Annotated in this window: 14 protein-coding genes; 8 read left to right on the top strand and 6 right to left on the bottom strand. The window is 61.8% G+C overall.

The features are described from left to right. Nucleotides 1–175 precede the first annotated feature (175 nt). Together aceA and ACFCU0_RS09480 are read right to left on the bottom strand one after the other, a co-directional pair. Nucleotides 176–1,480 (bottom strand): isocitrate lyase, encoded by a 1,305-nt coding sequence (aceA, locus tag ACFCU0_RS09475; RefSeq protein ID WP_434973424.1) that lies wholly within the window; start codon nt 1,478–1,480, stop codon nt 176–178. A gap of 102 nt (nt 1,481–1,582) precedes the next feature. After that, nucleotides 1,583–3,331, bottom strand: coding sequence for a malate synthase (locus ACFCU0_RS09480; RefSeq protein ID WP_434973425.1), 1,749 nt, complete (start codon nt 3,329–3,331; stop codon nt 1,583–1,585). Nucleotides 3,332–3,832: 501 nt separating this feature from the next. Between ACFCU0_RS09480 and ACFCU0_RS09485 the strand changes: the two genes are divergently transcribed. Continuing rightward, complete coding sequence (locus ACFCU0_RS09485) at nt 3,833–5,359, top strand: helix-turn-helix domain-containing protein (protein ID WP_434973426.1); 1,527 nt, start codon at nt 3,833–3,835, stop codon at nt 5,357–5,359. Nucleotides 5,360–5,528: 169 nt separating this feature from the next. On the opposite strand, the gene ACFCU0_RS09490 is transcribed toward ACFCU0_RS09485, so the two are convergent. The 4 genes from ACFCU0_RS09490 to ACFCU0_RS09505 form a co-directional block, all read right to left on the bottom strand. Next, complete coding sequence (locus tag ACFCU0_RS09490; RefSeq protein WP_434973427.1) at nt 5,529–6,134, bottom strand: S24 family peptidase; 606 nt, start codon at nt 6,132–6,134, stop codon at nt 5,529–5,531. Between the two features lie 499 nt (nt 6,135–6,633). Continuing rightward, nucleotides 6,634–9,522 (bottom strand): hypothetical protein, encoded by a 2,889-nt coding sequence (locus ACFCU0_RS09495; protein WP_434973428.1) that lies wholly within the window; start codon nt 9,520–9,522, stop codon nt 6,634–6,636. A gap of 119 nt (nt 9,523–9,641) precedes the next feature. Beyond that, nucleotides 9,642–11,456, bottom strand: coding sequence for a hypothetical protein (locus tag ACFCU0_RS09500; RefSeq protein ID WP_434973429.1), 1,815 nt, complete (start codon nt 11,454–11,456; stop codon nt 9,642–9,644). Between the two features lie 75 nt (nt 11,457–11,531). Next, nucleotides 11,532–12,887, bottom strand: a complete 1,356-nt coding sequence (locus ACFCU0_RS09505) for a BamA/TamA family outer membrane protein (protein ID WP_434973430.1) — start codon at nt 12,885–12,887, stop codon at nt 11,532–11,534. Between the two features lie 202 nt (nt 12,888–13,089). Between ACFCU0_RS09505 and ACFCU0_RS09510 the strand changes: the two genes are divergently transcribed. The 7 genes from ACFCU0_RS09510 to ACFCU0_RS09540 all read left to right on the top strand — a co-directional run bounded on the left by ACFCU0_RS09510 (nt 13,090) and on the right by ACFCU0_RS09540 (nt 22,047). Continuing rightward, a complete protein-coding gene (locus ACFCU0_RS09510) occupies nt 13,090–13,710 on the top strand; it encodes a hypothetical protein (RefSeq protein ID WP_434973431.1) in 621 nt (206 codons plus the stop codon). Between the two features lie 280 nt (nt 13,711–13,990). After that, nucleotides 13,991–14,281 (top strand): co-chaperone GroES, encoded by a 291-nt coding sequence (locus ACFCU0_RS09515; protein ID WP_434973432.1) that lies wholly within the window; start codon nt 13,991–13,993, stop codon nt 14,279–14,281. A 93-nt stretch (nt 14,282–14,374) separates the two neighbouring features. Continuing rightward, nucleotides 14,375–16,000, top strand: a complete 1,626-nt coding sequence (gene groL, locus ACFCU0_RS09520; RefSeq protein ID WP_434973433.1) for a chaperonin GroEL — start codon at nt 14,375–14,377, stop codon at nt 15,998–16,000. A gap of 628 nt (nt 16,001–16,628) precedes the next feature. Continuing rightward, entirely contained in the window at nt 16,629–17,357 is a 729-nt protein-coding gene (locus tag ACFCU0_RS09525) for an HAD family hydrolase (RefSeq protein ID WP_434973434.1), read from the top strand. A gap of 647 nt (nt 17,358–18,004) precedes the next feature. Continuing rightward, complete coding sequence (locus tag ACFCU0_RS09530; protein WP_434973435.1) at nt 18,005–18,835, top strand: protein phosphatase 2C domain-containing protein; 831 nt, start codon at nt 18,005–18,007, stop codon at nt 18,833–18,835. A 599-nt stretch (nt 18,836–19,434) separates the two neighbouring features. Next, nucleotides 19,435–20,937 (top strand): hypothetical protein, encoded by a 1,503-nt coding sequence (locus ACFCU0_RS09535; RefSeq protein WP_434973436.1) that lies wholly within the window; start codon nt 19,435–19,437, stop codon nt 20,935–20,937. Between the two features lie 57 nt (nt 20,938–20,994). Next, on the top strand, nt 20,995–22,047 hold the full coding sequence (locus tag ACFCU0_RS09540; RefSeq protein WP_434973437.1) for an FHA domain-containing protein: 1,053 nt from the start codon (nt 20,995–20,997) through the stop codon (nt 22,045–22,047). Nucleotides 22,048–22,287: the final 240 nt, after the last annotated feature.

Here is a 22,287-nt window from a genome sequence, read left to right on the forward strand (position 1 = left end):
TTTGTTCTACAGGAAAAAGCCGCCTATCCCACAGAGAAGGTAACAGACGCACGCCGGCGGCCGGGCCGGCCAGAGAGACGACATAGCGAAAGGGGCGCCGGGATGACTCCCAACGCCCCTCTCCTGTTGTCTGAACGCGGCATCCAACGGTTGCTGGACGCTTCGTTCGAATCGGTCACGCGAATTGAGCGGACTCCGTCGATCCTTCCATGGCCCCCGTCGACGCGGTACCGTCCGTAATCACGTTCTTCACCTCGTCGAAGTACCCGGTGCCGACTTCGCGCTGGTGCTTCGTCGCGGTGTAACCGCGCTCTTCGGCGTCGAACTCGGCCTGCTGCAATTCGGAGTAGGCCGCCATCCCGCGATCGCGGTAACCCTCTGCGAGATTGAACATGCTGAAGTTCAGCGCATGGAATCCGGCGAGCGTGACGAACTGGAACTTGTACCCCATCGCCCCGATCTCCCGCTGGAAAGCCGCGATCTCATCATCGTTCAGATGCGCGCGCCAGTTGAAGGACGGTGAGCAGTTGTACGCGAGCATCTTGTCCGGATACTCCTTGTGGATTGCCTCCGCGAACTCCCGCGCTTCCTGAAGGTCGGGCGTCGACGTCTCGAACCACAGCAGGTCCGCGTACGGGGCGTAGCTGAGGCTCCGGTTGATGGCGAGTTCGAGACCCGCGTTTACGCGATAGAAGCCCTCGCTCGTGCGCTCTTCGTCCTTGATAAACGGCCGGTCGCGGGCGTCTACGTCGCTCGTCAGAAGCTGGGCGCTGTCCGCATCGGTTCTCGCAATCACGAGGGTCGGCACCCCCATCACGTCCGCCGCCAGTCGTGCGGCAATCAGAACCTGCTCGAATTGCTGCGTCGGCACAAGCACCTTTCCACCCAGGTGGCCGCACTTCTTCTCCGCCGCAAGCTGATCTTCGAAGTGAACCCCTGCCGCCCCCGCTTCGATCATCGACTTCATCAATTCGAACGCATGGAGGACGCCGCCGTGTCCTGCTTCTGCGTCTGCAACGATCGGCGCCATCCAGTAGACCGAGTCGTCTCCCTCCGCGTGGTGGAGTTCGTCGGCGCGCTTGAGCGTGTTGTTGATGCGGCGAATGACGTCCGGAACGCTGTTCGATGCATACAGGCTCTGGTCCGGATACATTTGCCGGCTCAGGTTGGCGTCCGCCGCAACCTGCCAGCCGCTCAGGTAGATGGCCTTCAGCCCGGCCTTCACCTGCTGCATGGCCTGGTTGCCCGTCAGCGCGCCCAACGCGTTGACGTAGTCCTCGTCGTGCAGCAGGTGCCACAGCCGTGCGGCTCCCATTTCTGCGAGCGTATGTTCGACCTGGAAAGACCCGCGCAGGCGGACCACATCGGCGGCTGAATACGGACGCTCGATCCCCTGCCACCGCGGGTCGTCTGCCCACATGGCTTCAAGGTCGGCGATTTGTTCTTCCGTGGTTGGAGTGCCGTTCGGTTTTACGTCCATCGTATGCCCTGTCGTTATGGTTGGGACCGAGCTGCTCGGGTAGGTCCCACGATCGCCTCGGTCCGGACGCTGTGGGACGCTGGGGTGGCTGCCAGTCGATGATCAGCAGCCGGAGTGCTTCAGCAGGAATTGCTTGTGGTCGTCCACGCCGTAAAGCTCGGACTTGCACGCCAGGAACGGTCGCATCTCGTCCTCCGTGAAGATGCGTTCTGCATCCTCTGCTGCTTTGCGGAACCGCTTCACGTGCGTCTTGACGGCCTCGTCGCCGTAGGTGGCGAAAAACTCACGCGCCTCATCCTCGATCTTCTCCAGTTCCTCGTTGAAAATGCGGGCGATCAGGTCCTTCGTGACGGCGGTGCCGTCGTCCAGGGTCACGCCGTGACGCAGCCACTGCCAGATCTGAGCACGCGAGATCTCGAACGTGGCGAGATCCTCCATCCGGTTATCCCAGGCCACAGCGCCGATGTCTGAGTTCCATCCTTTCATGTAGCCAATGGAAACGCGCACGTTGACCCGGATGCCCTCGAGCGTCTTCGGGCCGACGCCACCTTTCGGGAGCAAGTCCGGCTGTGCCGGGATGTCAGGGATCACGTCGCGCTGATTCTTCTTGCCATCCGCGGCTAGCTTCTCCTTGAACGGCTGCATCGCCGGGCCAATGAAATACGGGTGGGAAACCCAGCAGCCGTCGTGCCCGATTGACGCCTCAAATTCTTTGTCCGCGACGACGCCGGCGACCTGTTTCTCGCGAAGCTCTTCCGTTTTACCGGGCGTCTGTGGAGCCATGCCGCCCATCCCGAATGCGTTGTGCTTGTGGCACACGCGGATCAGCTGTTTCACGTACATCTCCATCCATGGCCGCTGAATGTTGATCCAGTTGCGATCGGCCAGGACGCGGTCATCATGCTCCTTCAGGACCTTGATGTCGCTGAAGATCTTGTCCCATCGTCCCCCGTTGAGACCGGCCGCGTGATCCCGATACTCGTAGAGGATCTCTTCCATCTGAAAGGCGGCGGTCAGCGTTTCGATCAAGAACGTCGCCTTAAACGTCGTACGCGGAATGTTGAGCGCATCCTGTACTGCTTCGAAAAGCCGGTTGAACCAGCGTGCCTCGAGGTAGTGTTCGACTTTCGGAACGTAGTACTTCGGCGTTTTGCCCTCATCGATCAGCGTCCGCGCCGTGTGGTACGCCACCGCCGCCAGATCCAGCAATGCGCCCGAAACGGGGGTCCCGTCGACGCGCAGGTTCGATTCGTCGAGGTGGAGACCGCGAATACGGACCATGAGAAGCGGCATGTCGGCCGGATCGAGGCTGTAGTCCTTCGCCGGGCGACCCTTGGCGGCCGGCCGGGAATAGGTCAGCGTGCCGTCGGCCGCCTCCTTCACGTTTCGCAGGCCGGCCAGAACATTATCCCACGCCGGCTTCATCGAGTCCTCGAAATCCAGCATCGCCGCGTCGGCCATCTCGCCGTCGTCGTTCCGACTCAGCATGTTGATGACCATTTTCGCATTGTTGACCGGCCCGGTGATCTCAACGCGCCGCTGAAGCAGATCATCCGGGAGCGGGGCAACCTGCCAGTCCCCTCTCGCCTCCGGGTGTTCGTCGTCGGAGAGAAAGCCGGGACGTTCGCCCGCATCGAACGCAGCCTGTCGGTCTGCTCGCGCCTCCAGCAGATCCTGGCGATCCGATTCCATCGACCGGTGAATGGACGCGATGATCGACACGAGTTCGTCGGGGAAAAGCTCGCGTGCCTCGTCGGTCCAGGCATTCGCGTTGATGTCCACGCCGTCCGTGACGGACGTCCATTCGACGCTGGAAGTGTATGCCGCGGCATCGGGCGTTGATAGTGCCATGTCGTTACCTGGGGTCAAAGAGAATACGGGCGGAAAAGAACCGGGCGTCACCGAAACGGCGCGTCATCGAGATCGGACATCGTCGAAACGGACCGTCACCGACCAGGCGCGGTCCCGCAAGGTTGGAACCGCTTCCATCCCGGTCTACGAGACGTGTGGCCGTTTGAACCACGTTGGCGTGCACGTGTCTTCATGCGATTCAAACAATACACGTTCACGCGATCTCTGTCAAGCGAAATTTCGCTGGCAAAGGAAATTCGTTATATTCGTTGTTTTCTTCACACGTGCTTTATATACTTTCGCTGTGAGCGAACGATTTTCGCATCGGTCGGTGTGAACGGCGTTGCATCGTTGGTGTCGTCTCACCGGACTGCATTTTAGCGTCGGGTTCCGCCCGATGCGCCGCATGCGTTTCCTGCTCCACCGGCGTCATCCATCGATACCGCCTCATCGGGGCTCCCTCGCCTCCCGTCACGATCGCTCCCCACGCCCCAACCGCGCATGGCTGTCAGCAGTGAAAACCTTCGATTCATCCTCGGCCTCAAGCTTCGAACGCTCCGGCAGGAACGGGGGGCCTCACTCAAGGATGTGGCCGAACGCTCCGGTCTCAGCATCTCTTACCTGAGTGAAATCGAGAAGGGGAAAAAGTACCCGAAGCCAGACAAAATCATCGACCTGGCGAACGCCCTTGGTGTTGCGTACGACGACCTCGTGTCGATGTCGGTAACGGACGAACTCGATCCAATTAAGGAGGTCTTCTCCTCGACCTTCATCCAGGAGTTTCCGTTCGAGGTGTTCGGGCTGGAGCCGCAGGACGTCTTTGCCCTGGTGTCGGATCGTCCCTCCCGCGCCGGTGCCCTCATCCGGACCTTTCTGGAGATCGGGCGCACCTACGACATGCAGGTGGAGCACTTTCTCTTCGCCGCTCTCCGCTCCTACCAGCAGCTGCACGGCAACTACTTCGAGGAACTCGAGGAGATGGCGCAGGACTACCGCCGGCAGAAAGAGTGGGGCGCCGGCACGTCGATTCCTCACGAAGCGCTCTACGCGGTGCTCGTGGACGAGTACGACTACAGCGTCGACCTCAATACCCTTCCGGACCATCCCGAATTGTCCGGTTTTCGGTCCGTCTACGTCGACGGCGCGTCACCAACGCTGCTTCTGAACGGGGACCTGATGGACATACAGCGGGCCTTTATATACGCCCGCGAGATCGGCTATTGCCTGATGGACGTGGACGAACGGGCGCGGACATCGTCCTGGCTGAAGGTTGAAAGCTACGAACAGGTCCTCAATAATTTTCGCGCATCCTATTTTGCCGGCGCGCTCCTGATCGACCGCGACCCGTTGCTTGAGCACCTCCGACGGATCTTCTCGCAGCCTCGCTGGGACGGCGACGCGCTACGCGAATGCATGGCCCGCTTCGACGCCACGCCGGAGATGTTCTACTACCGCCTGACGGAGGTCGTCCCGCACTTCTTCGGTCTGGACGACATCTTCTTCATGCGCTTCCACCACGACGCCGGATCGTCCGACTTTCAGCTGACAAAGCTGCTTAACATGTCTCAAGTGCCGGTTCCGCACGGCATCGGCCTGCGGGAGCATTACTGCCGGCGATGGCCGGCGATGCGTTTGCTCGAGCGATTGTCCGATGAGCAGCACAACGGCGCCACGAGCCGAGAGCCGACGGCCCCGCCCCGCATCCGGGCGCAACGGTCGCACTATCTGAATGACGAAGCGGAGTTCTTCGTCCTTTCCTCGGCGCGCCCCCTTGCCCTTCAGCCAACGACCAATTCGTGCGTCTCGCTGGGCTTCCTGATCAATGACGACTTCAAGCGTCACGTCCAGTTCTGGAACGACGATAGCATCCCGCGGCTGGATGTCAACCTGACGTGCGAACGCTGCCCGTTATCCCCTGCTCAGTGCGAGGATCGGGTCGCACCGCCCACCCTGCACGAGGCGGAACGCTCGCAGCAGCGTCGCGAAAACGCCCTGGCTGAACTGACCGCCTCCATCCGCGACGCATGACCTATCCCCTGCACTGCGGTGCAGCCCCGCGCGACGGTGCATGTCCGCGCGACGGCGCATCCCCGTACAAGGATGTATCCCCGCGCCACAGAAGCGTGCGATACACCTCTCCTGCGGCCCTCCCCACAGACGAAGCCGCAGCCCAAGCACCAGGCTGAGCCCGGTGGGGTTAGTAACGCTTCAATCGGGCCCACACGCGACCGATGATTTCGATATCCAGGTCGTCGTCGTCCACAACGAAGTCGTAGGTCTCGTACTTCTCGTTGGCGGACACCACCTTCACCGTACGCTTCGGCTGCCGCATCAGGCGCTTAACCTGAATGCTCTCCTCCAGCCGGTAAAGGTAGACCCCGTCGCTCGGGATCAACTGATGGTCGGGCGTCGACACCGGCTGAATGATGAGCCGATCCCCGGAGCGAAATTCAGGGTCCATTGAGTCGCCAATCACGGGAATCACGAACAACTCTTCCCGATCCACATCCGCATGGCTGACCTCGGCCGGATCGACGTGATAACGGCCCTTCTCCATACGCTCCGCGACGTAACGACCGTTTTGTCTCGTCACCTCGAACCTGCAGTATTCCAGGGATACATCCTGCAGCGCGTATCCGGCGGATTCTTCGGTGACGGCAGGCTCGAGAAACGTCACACCCTGGTTTTTCAGATACGCCTTCAAATCGTCGAGAAGGGCTGCATCGATCTTGACGGTCTTCCCTTTCAGGATGCGATCGAGCTTGCTGCGACCGGCATCGTCATAGCCGAGAGAGGTGGCCATCTTCCGGACATTTCCTCCAAACTGCTCCTGACAGACGTGATTCAACCATTCTCGGGTCTCCTCCCGGACTTCTTTGATCGAACGTGGCGGACGGTACGTTGATACTGACATAAATCAACATGGAAACGAGTGGGGCTACAGGCGTCGTTTGTCCCATCCGTTGCGAAAGAAGGTTGACGAGGCTCCGGCCACCATGACTGCACCGGGAGGGCATCCTTCACACGCGCTTTCGAGGTCCTGCTGAGTGTATGCGTCGCGTGTGAGCGGACGAACGGATAATGTCGTTCCCGTCGGTTCTTCTTTTAGACGGATACTGTAGTATACAACATGGCATCCGATTCGGTCAATATTCCGGGCGAACGCGTGCCAAAATCGCGATGACCGTTGCTTTGGACGGCGCGACGTGCCTTGGAGAGATGGCGTATCCAACGTTCGCGAAATGTCAGACGCGGCCGTTCCGTACGACTTCTCAGGGCACGGTCGCCTCTATGGGTGCTTCTCAAGGCGCACCGGGAAGTTCGTCCCCTTCCTCGAGCTTCGGCGATCCATCTCCTGCAACGGCCGTCCCCGTCGACGCGCCATCTCCGTGGGTGATCGCGGGCATGGCGGCCGCCGCGGGCCGATCCTCCGCCACCGCCGGATCAAGGCGCGGATCGTCCACGGTGGAAAGGTAGTCCCGGGCATCCGCGGGTGTCTTGATCTTCAAGTCGAAGTGTTTTTCGCCGTATTCGACCGCCTTCGCTCCGGACGGGTCGTCCAGCAGCGGAAGCAGAATCCGACTCATCGAATAGTCCACGAGGTTGTCTACGAACTCGATCGCGCTGGATCGTAGCGTCTGATCGTCGCTCGTCAGCCCGAGATAGGCATCGTACACGTCGCGTTGGTCGTACTGCAACCCGAGGAGACGGAAGGTCCGTTCCAGACTGCGCTTCCGCGCTTCTCGTACAGCCGATCGGTCGGCCGCACCGAGCACGTCCCGGTTGGTGCGCTGAAGCAGATGCAGGACCTGCCCGAGCGCGGCATACCGCTCGATTTCGCGCCGGACCGCACGTGCGATTTCTTCCGTCGAGAACGATCCATACCCCGATGCGTGGAGGCGACTCAGCGCGCGCACAATCGCGTGCTGAACGGGCACGGGGACGTCCGGCAGCGCAGCCACCAGCACCGTCATCGCCAGATCGTTCTGCAGGTCGGTCAGGATCCGTGGCACTTGAACGCGAACGTCCATGTTTACCCGGGCGTCTACCATCACGTCGTAAAGCGTCCCGAGAATTCGATCACCGAAAAGAGCCAACGCCTCCCGGGCCGCTTCTTCAAACCGCTCCTGCTTCAGGCGGACGAGGAGGGGATGAACGAACGCCCGCTCCCCACTCCGCCCGGCCGCCTGAATCGCGCCTTCGACGACCTGATCCGACGGATCGAATAGAAGCGCGTGTAGCATCTCGATGCGATAGGGCCGGTCGATCACGCCCAGAATGCGCGCGACGTGCGTCCGGGCATCTTCGCCTGCTGCCCCCGGCACCTCCATCAGATGCCGAAGCGTTGCCTCGGTGATCAAGCGATACGTTTCCGGGCTGCCTTCCTCCGCGATCAGGCCGACAGCCGCTGCCCGAATGCGGACGTCGTCGTGTGCGAGGGCCTCCTTCAGCCGCTCGATCCGCTCCCCGCTCTGACAGTACAGGTACCGCGCTGCCTCGAGTTGAACATCCGGGTCCGGATCCGTCAGTGCTTCCACAATCTCGGCACCGAGACCCTCGACGGTACGCACGCGGAGAACACGAATGGCGTGGGCGCGGACTTCGGAAGAGTGATGATCAAAAAGGCACACGAGCGCGTCGACCGGCACCGTCTCCTCCCCTTCTTCAAGCTGCGTCAGCGCCGCGAGCGTTTCTCGCTCACTTCGGCTGCAGAGCGACTCAAGCAGTTCGTCCAGCGTTTCCGAGACACGGGCTTCCGCCTCGTCAGTCGAATCGTTTTCCTCCTGCCGGCGAAGACGTTTCCGAAACTCATCCACATAGGATCGCCGGGCCAGGTAGGCGATGGTGCCCCAGCCCATGATAAGCACAGCAACCACGCCCCCGAGATCGGCGGTCGAAAAGCCGAGGACGGCGGTGAAGAGCAGCAGGAGGCCGCCCGCCACTCCCTGCGCGCCCTGATCCACGAACAGATCGACGAACACCTTCACCTTTTTCTTCTTCTGTAGTGACACGGGGACGAACAGCAGCTCACGACCCGTCTTGTCGATGCTATGCTTGAGCGTCTGGTCGGCCCCTCGCAGGGCCACGCCGGCGACGAGACCTGGGACTAGGACCATCGCAATTGTGCCACCCGCGAGGGCCAGCGGAAGAACGGAGAGCGCGCCCCCGATACCCAGGACCCGGATGAGTCGGGGCGCGATGAGAAACTGAACAACCAGCGCGACCAGGCTCACGCGACCGTAAAACCGACCCATGAAGGACGTCAGGGCGTCCTCGGCGGCAAAGGCCTGGGCGGCTACGGTCTTAAACTGAAAATCGACGAACGTGGAGGTCACCACCATGATGGCGATCACCCCGACGATGAGTCGTAGGTGCCGCGAGTTACGAATGATACTCCAGGCTTCCCAGCTGCCGGAGGGACGCGCCGCCATCTGTGTCGACGCTTCATGCTCTTCCGCCGTGTGCGTCGCCTCCTCCGGGTCCGGCTCGCCATCGTTGACGGCAACGGCCCGCGTCGATTCATCCCTGTCACCGTCGACGGCTGTGGCGGACGAGGGGTACGTACCGCCATCGACCGTCCCCCCGCGATGGCGATGTCGTGCCCGAATCCACCGGCTCAGCACAACCGACCCGACCAGCAGGAAGGAGGCGACGAACAGCAACGTACGGCTGTGGATTTCCGCGACATTGACGAGAAGACCCGTCATCTCCCCGCCGGCGACGGCGCCGAGAATAGCACCTGCGCTCAGCACCGTGAAGACCCGCTTCGCCTGGGAGGCGCCGAAAATGGCGTTTGCGAGCAGCCAGAACTGCGACGTGACGAGCAGACTGAAAATGCTCACCCACGCATAGAGAAGATACGGGACCCACGAGGCCTCCGTCGTCAACAGCCAGTACAGTCCGACCAGATTAGCTGCAAGAAACAGCGTCACCCCGTCGACGAGCCGGCCAATCCGCATGGTCTGACCGACCCGAGTATGCAGGATAACGACCGGTACGACAAGCACCGTCGTCAGAATGAACACATACGGCAGTTCTTCCGGCCCGCGTCCCGCCAGAAACAGGCTGTCCCGCACCGGCTTCAGCAGGTACAGGATGATCAGCAGGAGGAAGTGATAGGCGGCCATGAGCAGCGCCATTTCCCTCTCACCCTTCTGGAGGCCCAGCAATGATGCGAGAAGGCGTGCCATAGTGTGGAGCGGGAGTCGGCCGAGACGAAGAGTCGCTGCTTGAAGTCAATCCAACGAGGGCGTTGCAGGAAAAGGTTTCCCACGTGCGTGACGAAGCGGTCTCGTGGCGGGGCCTGCCGCTACTGCCGCTCGATGCCGACCACCCGGACTGCGTCCGGCTCGATGTCTGCGCGGTCAAACACGGATCGAACGTTCGGCGGCGGTGCGGGAGATGAGGGAACGTACACGTAGATGTCGACGGGCGGCGGCCGGACGATGTCGCACGCGTACACCGGCTGAATCTCGACCTTGACGACACGTCGATTCGGGCCGTTCGCCCCCTTGTCGTCCAGCCAGTCCACCATCGATCGGCTATCAGCCCGCAGAGGAACGACCGGCTCCGTCGCCTCCCCCTGCGCGATCACACGCTCGCTGTGCCGGAGGCGGTACCGGTACGATGTGCCGGCCGATTCGTGCAGACCGCCGTCGACGGACAGGTCGCTGAACCGAAGCATCGGCCCCTCTGCCGTTGTCAGGGCGAGCCGGAACCGGTCAAGCGGAGCCACACGGTGAAACCAGTACCGGCCCGTCATGTCGCGACGTTCGGCCAGGATGCGGAGCAGGTAGTCTTCCGCCTCCGGATTCGACATCTCCGCCGCATCGACGACCGCATCGAGATCCGCGTCGCTGAAGGCCATTACCTGCTTCGCGCCCCAGAAGGCATCGCGGCGCGTGAGTTTCTCGAACGCAGGATTCGGATACGTGGGGACCCACCGGCCCGGTTTAAATACGTCGGACCGCCAGTACCCCACGGACGGATACTGCGCCGTGCCGTCCTCATCCCACCACCAGAACGGAAACAATCCTCCGCTGACCAGGGCGAGCGGAATGAGGCGATGATCGATCATATACGCCTGCCCGTGGATCGGGCGGTGCGGTGCACCGGTGTTCGCACCAAGCGTGGAGCTCATATCCTGAACGTAGTGCTTAATGTACTCCTGGTCCGTGTAAACGGCCAGCGTATTTGCTGCCCGTCGATCCGTATCGTTCAGCCAGGCGCTCAGCACCCGCAGACCGCGAAGCTCGCGACGATCCTCGTGCCGGACCCGGTCGTTCGGATCGTCCCCCCGTCGACCACGAAAATTCCACGGCCCCAGCACCTGCCCGTCGACAAAGCGGCTCGCCATCACCCGGATCTTCCCATCGGCACGGCGCGGCTGGCCCTCGAGCACGGACTGGACGTCGTCCGGACGCATCGGTCGCCGGTCGTTTCCGTCCCGAACCGTCGCTTCCTCGCCGATCTGGATTTGATCCGGATGGAAATAAGCGATGGTGTTTTCCGGGACGTGATAGCCGGCCGCATGGAAGATCTTTGTCGCGATCACCTCGGCGGAAGAAGCCAGCTCCGGGTAGGCGGGCTTGTCGAACTTGAGCAGGTAGCGGACGCCTCGCGCGTCCTCGATGAAGAATCCGGACGCCGCGCCGACGGATTTTCCACGCCAGATCGTCCACGTCCCGGTCGTGTCAGGGCCGGCGTCCGGTCGACCGTCCGTATTCGGTCCAACCGCGAGTTCGTCCGGGCCCATGGGCCGGTAGTAGTGCCGCGGCTCCCACCAGCTGGATCGCGGTGGCTCATCGAAGACATTGACATTCACCGCTTCTCTCTCCCCGTCCGTCACGCCGGCCAGCGCGCCGATTTTCCGTCCTGTCCATGCCAGGTTGAGCGGCTTCTTGACCTGATGGAAGAGCGTCAGATCGACGCGATCCCAGTAAAAGTTCTGCTCGATTTCCCGGGGTTCAGGAATTGGGCGGCGATCGGGATCTTCCGTCTTGACCGGGCCGAGCGTGTACGGTCTCGACGAGCCGCAGCCACTCGCGGCGGCCGCAACGAGGACCAGCACGAGAAGCCAGCGGCCCGGTCCTACCGACAGGCGGGGAAGGAGCGAAGAAGCCATAAACGGAGTTGCGGATAAGAAGAACGTTGGAGCGCGGCAATGCTCGACACCCCGGACCGGGGATTGACGAAGCGATCAGAACATTTGATTGACGGTCAGGATCGTTCGAAGGCCCTCCTCCCCGGTGGCGACTTCGAAACGAAACGCGAGGCGTCCTCCACGGATAACGCGAACGCCGCCCCCGTAACTGTAGTGGAACCGGTCGACGGCGATGCCTTCGAACTCGTTAAAGACCTGACCAGCGTCGACGAAAGCAACGGCATCCATTCGATTCCAGATTGGATACTGGTACTCCGCGTTTGCCACGAGGGCGCCTTCCTCGACGTATCGTTCGAAGACCAGGCTACGTACTGTCGTCTGCCCCCCGATGCCTGGCAGGCGAAAGAACGGGACGGCCGCGCCGCCGCGGGCGGGCTCCACTTTTTCCATCCGTACCCGCAGGGCAAGACGGCGTGTCGACGGAAGGAACGGGAGCGGAAGATACTGCTGGATTTCCGCGGCGTAGCCGACGTACCGGAAGGTGCCCCGACTGAGGTCTTCGGTCGCCTCCCCCTCCAGGCGAACGCGCGTTCCTCGGACGATGCGCTGCTGCTCGCGCGCGGTTCGGTCAATCGTCCACCCGGTGCGGGCCGTCAGCAAAGCGGTTGCGCGGCCCACGCCTGGCAGCGACACCGGCAGGCGGTCCCCCAGGTCTCCGTCGGCCCGTTTGTTGAACGTGCGCGAGGCCTCCACCTCGACGTCTCCAACCAACCGTTCCAATGGTTTCAACGTGAGGGTTGCACGCCCGGATAGCTGCCGCGTGAAGTATCTCGTTTCATCCCGTCGATCGGCCCGGTTCCCGCGGAGAAAATACCGCCGCTCGGGGTTGGTCAAAAACGTGGCGTTCACCGTAAGGGTCGTGTGCGGTCCGAAGACCGGACCAAAGCGATAGTCGAGGTCCACCTCGTACCGGCTTCGTGACCCGTAGATGAACGACAAACGGGCGTCGTGCCCGAGGCCCCAGAGGTCGTGGTCAAACACGGCGACACCGCCCTGGACACCCACGGGCCCGCCGAGTTCGACGAGCGGGAGCACGCCTTGCACCGGGGCACGCGGCTCGAACAAGGCCGGGTATTCGCGCTCAAGGTACTTCACGCCCCATCCGATGGGCCGCGTCACGCCGTAGACGAGGTATGACGGCGCCGCCAGCGCGTGGGCCCAGACGCTTCGACTGGAGCGGTAGGGCACCGCGTTCGGATGCTGCGATTTCGACGACGAATCGGCCTCGACGACGTCGGCCGTGTCGCGAGCGGGAACCGTCGTCTGCGCGACCGTGGCATCAACCGTAAAAACGAGCAGCAACAGAATAAGCAGGCTGACCGTGCGCAGGCGCAACGACGAAAGCTCCACCAGAGGCGTCAGGCGGGCGACTCGGTCAAAACCGGGACGCATCGCGACGGGGCGGAACGCCGAGGGGAGGCTTGGTTGCACGGGGAAAAACGAGACAAGTATGGTTGAAACCCGGAACGGTCGGTATCTGCATCGGTGCGTACAGCCGAAGTTCCCAGCGTTACAACGCTTGGACGTCCCGGCCCCCGTACCGACCCGCCGCGCCTGCGTAACGACCGATTGATATACCGAACCATCACCGTATATGTCCTCCTCCGCTGTACCGCCCAACCCCGGTGAACTCCTCAACCGATTCGCCGAGCGTCACTGGAACTTGGCCGCTCGCCATGCCTGGCGCATGTACAACGAGCGGGGCCGCGGGGCAGTCGTCTTTCGCTCGAATGCAGACGGAGAACGCGGACGCAAGCTCCCGCTGAATTACCTCACCTTCAAAGCGTCGAAGGAGGAAACGATGGGTACGCAACTGGAGATCGTGCGCCACCTGATCGATACCTACGACCCCGAAAAGGAGGCCGTACTCGCTATTAACTTTCGGGACGGTACCACGGTCGTCGATGTATACAAGAAAGAGCCTGCCCCGCCCGACTGCGCCGTTCAGAACGGCCACTCCAACGAACCCGCACGGGATGCAGCCGATACGGACATGGTCGACTCGCCCGACGAGATCGAAGAGGTGAATGATCCCGACGGTGCTCGGGGCGACGGGGCGGCCGGCGACGAGCCGGGATTCGACGATCAGGGCAACCCCCTCCCTCCCGACGCGCCGAACAACGGCCCGGAGGATGAACCCGGCGGCGGCGATGACGACCACCCCGACCTGCCCGACTTCCTCGGCGACGACCCCGACGGCGGCGCGCTCGCCTGACCGTCGTCGCACGGCGTTGCGCCCGTCCCTGCTCTGCCATATCTGACAGGGGACGGCCGACCCGGGGCTGCCACACCGACCGACGATTCTGCCGTTTCGTCCGCCCCTCCCGGCGGATGAGACGGCTTTTCTATGCTTTGTGAAGAAATATTGGGTGGGCCGACTCTCTGGATCGGTTGGGTACGCCGTTTGTGTGGGCGCCGAATCGCAACGGCAGCGGACGGTCTCCGGCTGTTGCATGACCTATCCCCTGTGGTTTCATCAATGATCGAACCGAAGAATGGCAACGTTCAAACCTCTATCTGACCGCGTGGCTGTTCGCCCCGCACCGGCCGACGAAAAAACAGCGGGCGGCCTCTTCATTCCCGATACCGCCAAGGAAAAGCCGAAGCGCGGAACCATCCTCGCGGTGGGCCCCGGACGTTTCGAAAACGGCAACCAGATCGCTATGGATGTGAAGGAAGGTGACGACGTATTGTATGGTTCGTACGCCGGCACCGAGATCACGATCGACGGCGAAGACATTCTAATCATGCGCGAGACGGATCTGCTCGGTCGTATCGACGACTAGTCCGCTCGCGCCGCCCGCCCATCGGGCCATCCCTTCTGCATTCCGGATCCGCTCCCGCGGCCACCTACTCATTTAACCTGATAGCCTGATCCCATGTCGAAGCAGATTCTGTTCGATGCACCGGCGCGTGAAGCCCTCAAACGGGGCGTCGACACGCTCGCCAATGCGGTAAAAGTAACGCTCGGCCCCAAAGGCCGGAATGTGATTCTCGAAAAGTCGTTCGGCTCACCCACGATCACGAAAGATGGTGTGACCGTGGCCAAGGAGATCGAACTGGAAAATCGCATCGAGAACATCGGTGCACAGATGGTCAAGGAGGTGGCCTCCAAGACGTCCGACGTTGCCGGCGACGGCACGACCACGGCAACCGTCCTCGCGCAGGCGATCATCAACACCGGCCTGAAGAACGTCACGGCCGGCGCGAACCCGATGGACCTGAAGCGGGGCATCGACGCGGCGGTCCGAGCCATCGTCGCCGACCTGCACGCCCACTCGCGCGACATCTCCGGGAAGAACGAAATCGCGCAGGTCGCGATGATCTCGGCGAATAACGACGTTGAGATCGGCGACCTGATTGCCGACGCGTTCGACCGGGTTGGAAAGGACGGCGTGATCACCGTTGAGGAGGCGAAAGGCCTCGAGACCCACCTGGACGTCGTGGAAGGCATGCAGTTCGACCGCGGCTATCTCTCTCCGTACTTCGTGACAAACTCGGAGGACATGGAGGTCATCCTCGAGGATGCTGCTATCCTGATCGTGGAGAAGAAGATCTCTGCGATGAAAGACCTCCTTCCGATTCTGGAGAAAGTCGCCCAGTCCGACCAGCCGCTTCTCATCATTGCCGAGAACATCGAGGGCGAAGCGCTAGCCACGCTGGTCGTCAACCGGCTGCGCGGTACGCTTAAAGTGGCTGCGGTGAAGGCCCCCGGCTTCGGCGATCGCCGAAAGGCCATGCTCGAGGACATCGCCGTGCTGACCGGTGGAACGGTCATCTCGGAAGAGAAGGGCTACCGACTGGAAAATGCCACGCTCGGATACCTCGGATCGACCAAGCGGATCGTCATTACGAAGGACACCACGACCCTCGTGGACGGCGCCGGGGAGCCAGAGCAGATCACCGGCCGGATCAGCCAGCTTAAGCAGCAGATTGAGGCCTCTACCTCGGACTACGACCGTGAGAAGTTGCAGGAACGCCTGGCCAAGCTCTCCGGCGGTGTCGCGGTTCTCAAAGTCGGCGCCGCAACCGAGCCGGAGATGAAGGAAACGAAGGCGCGCGTCGAAGATGCCCTCCACGCCACCCGCGCAGCGGTGGAAGAAGGGGTTCTGGCCGGCGGCGGAATCGCGTATCTCCGGTCGCTCGGTGCCCTGGATGATCTGGACGTTGAAAACGCGGACCAGCAGACGGGGGTCGACATCGTCCGCAGAGCACTCGAAGCCCCGCTCCGCCAGATCGCGGAGAACGCCGGGTTCGAAGGATCCATCGTCGTCCAGAATGTGCTGGAGGGCAAGGATGACTACGGTTTCAACGCCCGGACCGATACGTACGGCAACCTGCTATCGGAGGGCGTGATCGATCCGACGAAGGTCACGCGGTCTGCCCTCGAAAACGCCGCGTCGATTGCCAGTTTGCTGCTGACGACGGAGTCGATCGTGGCACGTATTCCGTCAAAGAACAAGAACGACGGTGGCGGCATGGGCGATTTCGACATGGACTTCTAAGTCCATCGTCTGAAGCCGTTGTCCGCCAAATCAGGCGGGAAGGAAGCGGGGCGATGTCTTCGGACGACGCCCCGTTTTTCTTTCTCCCGTGAAATCACCCTGGGGATAATACCATGCGCCTACAGGCTATTTCCGAACGACAGTCCCCACAAATAAAAACGGAGCCCCAACCGCGCCGCCCGGCGCCTCGAATGGATCCACGTTGCGGACCCGCTCGATGAAGGTTGAGTCTCCGCTTTCAGCGGCTGCGCGCCGGATCGGCATCCTCACCGCCCACCCGGAGACGCGTCATCGCCGCCTCTCGGTCACCTCCAACTCCTCCAACGACCGTGCCGCCCGATCTGAACGTCGTGTGACGCGAGACGCGGGCGCTTGCCGACGTGACCACCGTGCGGTCGCGCACGGTCCCCGTGCCGGATCGCACACCATCGCCGTCCGTACCGGCTTCGCGGTGCACGCAGCGGTAGCACTCCGCCGCCCGCCGACCTGAACCTGCTGGCTGCTTAGCGCGCGTACGTACGATCATGTTACGCACCGGGGTGAACCCACCCGAAGACCCGACGTTGCTACGGATGCACGTATGTTCGTCCACGCCCCCCTTCGTCCGTTCGCATCCGGAAGCATTACTATGCATCTCCTGCTGTTTGACATCGACGGAACCCTCGTTCGAACCAACGGGTCGACGCGTGCTGCCGTCGAACAGGCGCTTTCCGACCTCGTCGGGCGGCAACTCCATACGGAAGACGTCCGCTTTTCCGGGAAAACCGATCTCCAGATCATGGCGGAGGTCTTTCACGCGAATAATGTGGAGGCCAGTGAAACGCTTGTACGAGACGCCCTCGATGTGTACGTGAGCGTGGCCCATCCGGGCATGACATCATCGGATGTGACCGTCCTCCCCGGTGTCCGCGACCTGCTGGACCATTTGCACGAGCGCTCGGATGTCTGCCTGGGACTTGTCACCGGAAATGTGGAGCCGATGGCTTACCGGAAGCTGGACGTGGTGGAGCTCGGCGCGTACTTCTCGTTCGGCGCGTTCGGCTGCGACGACGCAGACCGGAACCGGCTCCCCTCCCTCGCCATCGATCGCGCACACAATCACACCGGCATTCGGTTTGAACAAACGAACGTGACGGTGATCGGGGACACACGGCGTGACATTGAGTGCAGTCGTGCCTCTGGCGCGCGGGCCGTGGCCGTGTGTACCGGGCATTACTCGCGGCAGGACTTGTCGCCTCACAAACCGGATGCACTGTTGGAAGATCTCGCGTCGATCAGTGATGCGCTCGACGCACTCGGCGTGGGATCTCCTCGCTCTCGGAACGGATCGCCGGCCTCCCCACGAGCCACACGATGAGGAGCGGTCATCCTGTCCGGGCGCCCGACGGAACGAAGGCTACCGCCTCGGCATTTGCGCGGCGTACAAACGTATGCATACGGAGCGCGCCGTACCGGGCGAGGTGCATGATGTCTCTTGGCCCGTCGTGGCACGGTCTTTATGCAGGTAATACGGCGACGTGCGGGAGATCGATTTGACCGACCGTGGAGCATCAATCCGAACACGGCCGATCGCCCGCCTCTAATCCCTTCATGAAAGCCTCCGACGCCTCTCTGAACCGAGAGCAGGCAGACCGGCATGCGCCGGCGTTTCCGATGCCCGGTTCCGAAGACGCGGTGAAACCCGCGCGATAGCGTAGCCTTTTGACCTGAAGGTACACCTTTATCTGTATGTTACGCCTCCGTCCCCTCGCCGTGATGGCTCGAGGGCCGCACCCTTGCGAGGTCTCGACGGACCCGGAGCCGGACGCTTTCGCGGCGAGTTTCGGATATCGCGAATTGTAATTCCGGCTCCCTTCGCCCTACCATCATTAGCACGTGGAGCGACCTATCCGGTCGGAGCGCCCCATCCCGGCGCGCGATTCGATGGTCTCTCCCCCGCCTGCCTCCGCACCACCCCGCGGCGGCGGCCGCCCCACGGACTTCAGAAAGACCGGTTAGTTTGCAATGCTCCCTATTTCTGCGCACGGAACGACGTTCCCCGGACGCCGGGATGTAAATCAGGATGACGTTTTACATTGTTACCCAGGCCCGGACTCGTTCTTTTTTGCCGTCGCCGACGGGATGGGCGGCGTCGCCGGCGGACAAATCGCCAGCAAGACGGCACTCTCCACCGCGGAGGAATACCTCGAGGAGCGATTCGAGCACAGCGTCGAGGTGGCCGACCTCAAGGACATTCTGTCCGAGATGTATGACCGGGCCCAGAAGGCCATTCGTGAGGTGACGGAGGAAGACCCGTCCTTGGAGGGGATGGGAACCACCCTCACCTGCGTGCTCGGCCACCAGGACCACTTCGTCGTTGGTAACCTCGGAGACTCGCGGGTTTACTACCTGAACGGTGAGGTGATCGAGCAGATCACCGAAGACCACTCCTACCTGCAGGAGTTTAAAAATAAGGCCGGTAACGACAACCTCGACCCGAAATTCGTGGCGCAGTACGGCCATATCATCAATAAGACTCTCGACGGAAGCGGCGACGAGCCTGATTTTTTTCCCAGAGACAATCCCGCGTTCCGCCTCGACGGGCACGACGGCTTTCTCCTTTGTTCGGACGGGCTGATTGTCGATAAACTGAAGGAGCAGGAGCAACTGTTTAAGTCCTACATGCTCGGTACGCCGGATCTACAGACGGCGGCTGAGTCCCTCGTTTCGCTCGCCTACTACTCCGGCTCGACCGATAACATTTCCGTCGTTCTTGCGGAAGCCGGGAGTCTGCAACGAGAACTGGGACGGGTTCGCACCTACCCCTTCCCGCCGAAGCAGCAGGAGCACGCCTGATCCAGACGGCAGCAGTACGTGAGTATGCGTGTACCTGTGGAACGGCACGATGCAGAGCCCTCGTTGGATCAACCGCCGGGCATCAGGCCCTCGTCCTGCGACGACGGGACCCGTACATGATTTTTTCGTTTGCGCACGGCATGCCACACGGGAAGGCACGAAGTATGTGCTGGACCGCGGCTAAAGGCGGTATTTCCTCTGTTCTGTGTCAGGTTCGCATTGCATCATACGCCTGCCTATATTGCCTCGGATCGGCCGTCGGCGTCATGATTGCATGATGATCGCGTACCGGTTGACCGTAGAGGCACAGCGTTACTTTGTGGACGCCTGCTGTTCTTTTTCTTCGACGCCTCCGCCGGAGCGTGCCCGTGCGTCGCCTGAATGTCCCGTGCATCATTCCTCACGTTCCCGACCGATACCACGCGCACCGGTCGTCAAGATGACATGACTTTGCACGGCCCGCGCCTACCGGTCCCGTCGTCTTTTGACCGGTAGCGCATTTGACCGTTAGCGCTGACGCGCCCGACACCGGACCCAACGATCACGTCCGGCCCCATCGCCCCCTATGATTGAGGGTTTTGCTCGTACGAATGAATGCCTTGATTGTCCTACTTTCCAGCCTGCTGACCCTCGTCATGTACGCCCCGCTACCTGCGGAGGCGACGGTGATGCCGGCCGGCGGTGCATCCGAACCTGATTTTGACGGTTCGATCCGCGCGGTTGCCTGCGAAGACTTCGCCGGTCGCCAGATCAACCTGGCCAATCGCCAGATTCGCCGCAATAATTACACAGCTGCGCTGCGCGTCCTCCGGACGGCCGCGGAAAACTGTGATATCCCCCGCGTCCGCAAGAAAATCGAGAACACGCTTGAAGACCTGTACGGGTCATTCGGTGGTACGCCCTCCACGTCGGAGGTTCGCAACTTTCTTCAAGTCGTCGAACAGCAGGCGTACCTGCCGAGCGGGGCGGAAGCGCGGTTTCGTGCGAGAGTAACGGCAGACATCGAGGCCGCGACCAAGTCATCGTTCGAGAACGGCGATCATGGGCGGGTCAATGCATACTGCACCGCCTTTCCGGACTTCACCGACGCCTCGTTCCCGCAGCACTACTACTGCGGCGAATCCGCCCGGCGCGTCCGCTCCTACCGGTCCGCCGCCTCGCGCTACCGGCGCATGTTGGACGGCTGGAGCACGGACCAGAACTTTCTGACGTGGGATACGGCGGCGCAGCGCCTCACGCGACTGTACCTGGTACAAACCGACTTCGACGAAGCTTTCGGGCTGTCAAAACGCCTGGCGACGCGCGACGCCGACCCGGAGACCATCATGACCGCAGTCATGGCGGTTCGTGGGCGCATGCTCGAGCCCATCGCTCGTCTCGGGAATCGTCTTCTCGACGGTGTCACCGCAAACCGGGCAATGAGTTACGCGAAAACCAGCTTCCCACGGATTCGCTTTCCCGATTACGTCGAAAGCGTGTATACGGTCACCCGAGACCTGCAGGCAGATGTTGCCTTCTACGGTGCGGATGATGCCCGACTCCCCTCGTCGGAGCTGGTGCGTACGGCGTCCGGAACGGTCTCCCTGCTCACGGCCGAGTCCAGCCAGCGCGCCTGGCTGATCAGCCCGATCGATACCGGCTACCTGCTCGTGCAGTACAACCGGGACACCGTTCCCGAAGAAAATGTGATTCTCGAATCCGTTCTGAGCGATGTTCAGCAGGAATCGCACTGGCAGGCCCTGTACGACTACGAATTTACGTCGGCCTATCCCGGGACCGGAAGTGCGGTTGCGACGCTGCTGGGTGCTGCCTACCTTGCAAGTGATCGGGTGAACGCGTTCAACCCGATTGTCGACCGACTCTCCGTGCTCGACTACTACGCTGTACAGAATCAAAACGGGGAAGTCACTGCTTCCCATGCGTTCAACCGCGCGCAGATCGACTACACCGACGGTCAATGGTCGAAGACGTCGAAGACGCCCGCGTTGTATCACTACGAAGTCACGAAGAACGGCTCCCCTCTCCGCGAAGTCGTCTGGCCGCTCTATGATGGCGAGCAATGGAAGGGCGTCGTTCGTGTCGGGATTACAAGCGAGAACTAACCTGTCGAAGCCCCACCACACATGTCTAACCGGCTCCAACAACGAGAAGTGATCCCCATGAAAAACATTTTGTGGATGATCGCCCTGCTCGCGTTTGCGTTCTCAATCCCGGCGCAAGCGCAAGAAGAGGTGACCATCAAGCAGATCGTCGAAAACCCGGGCAAGTATTCCGACCAGTCGGTCTCGGTATCGGGGGTCGTAGACGAGCACGTGGAAAGCTCCGGCGGTAACAACGCCACGATGAACTACATCCTTCGTGGCGACACGGGAGAAACGCTCCGAGTCCGCACGACGGACAGCCCGCCCCCGGTCACCTCGCAGGTCCAGGTTGTGGGTGTCGTCTCGATCAGCCCGTTCAATCAGTCGGCCTTCATCGATGAGGACGGTCGCGAGGTTCTCTCCGGAACGAACTCGCCGACAACTCAGGGAGGCAGCGTAAGCGAGCGCCTGCAGCCCGGCCTCGGTTTCTGGCCTATTTTCGGCCTGACGCTCCTTGGCTTTGTCGTGATCGCCGCCGTTGGGTATTCGATCTATTCATCCTCTGAGGAGAAAGCCAAGAAAGCAGCCGACGAGGCGCGCAAGCGCCAGGAGGAAGAGCTCAAGAAGGCTGCCTCGGGCCTGAACAGCACCGACTTTACGACGACGGAGATGGGCGGCGACGGCGATGAGGCCGAGCAACGCATCAAGTCCAGTTCCAGCTCGTCGGGAAGCGGCAGCGGCGGCCCCGCCACGCTGAAGTTTAAGGCTCCACCGAAAACGATGAAGTTCATCCCCGGCAAGCTGGTCGTAGCCGCGGGCCCGGATCAGGGCAAGGAGTTCCGAATCGCCGGTCATCCGACGCCGGAAGGCAACGTGGTGACCATGGGTCGGGCCGAAGTGGAAGGTGAGCGTGCCTTCGCCCACATCCAGCTCGGTGACACCTATCGGACCGTCTCCCGCATGCAAGCCGAGATCGTCCAGAAGGATCAGGACATCTACCTGAAGAATAAGAGCACGACCAACCCGACGATGGTGAACGGGGACCCGGTCGAAGCGGAAGCCATGGTTGAACTTGACGATGGCGACATGATCCGGATGGGAGAAATGATGCTCCGCTACGAGAGAGACTAGTCATCGACTCGTTCGCTTCGAGGACATCCGGCCCGCGCACGTAAACGCCCCTCACACTGGGTTTATCTGCCCCAAGGCCCGGACTTCCTTCCGGAGGTTCGGGCCTGCTTTCGAAGAGCCCCCGCGACGGGAACATCCCTTTCTGTCGTAGCAGGCGGCGTTTCAGGGGCGGTTTAAAGCTGGCAGACTTATTGCTCCCTTACGGGCGACGCGTACTGGTGCGTCCGCACCTGCTGTGCG

Origin of the sequence: Longibacter sp. (assembly GCF_051155795.1) — a bacterium.
Classification (GTDB): Bacteria; Bacteroidota; Rhodothermia; order Rhodothermales; family Salinibacteraceae; genus Longibacter.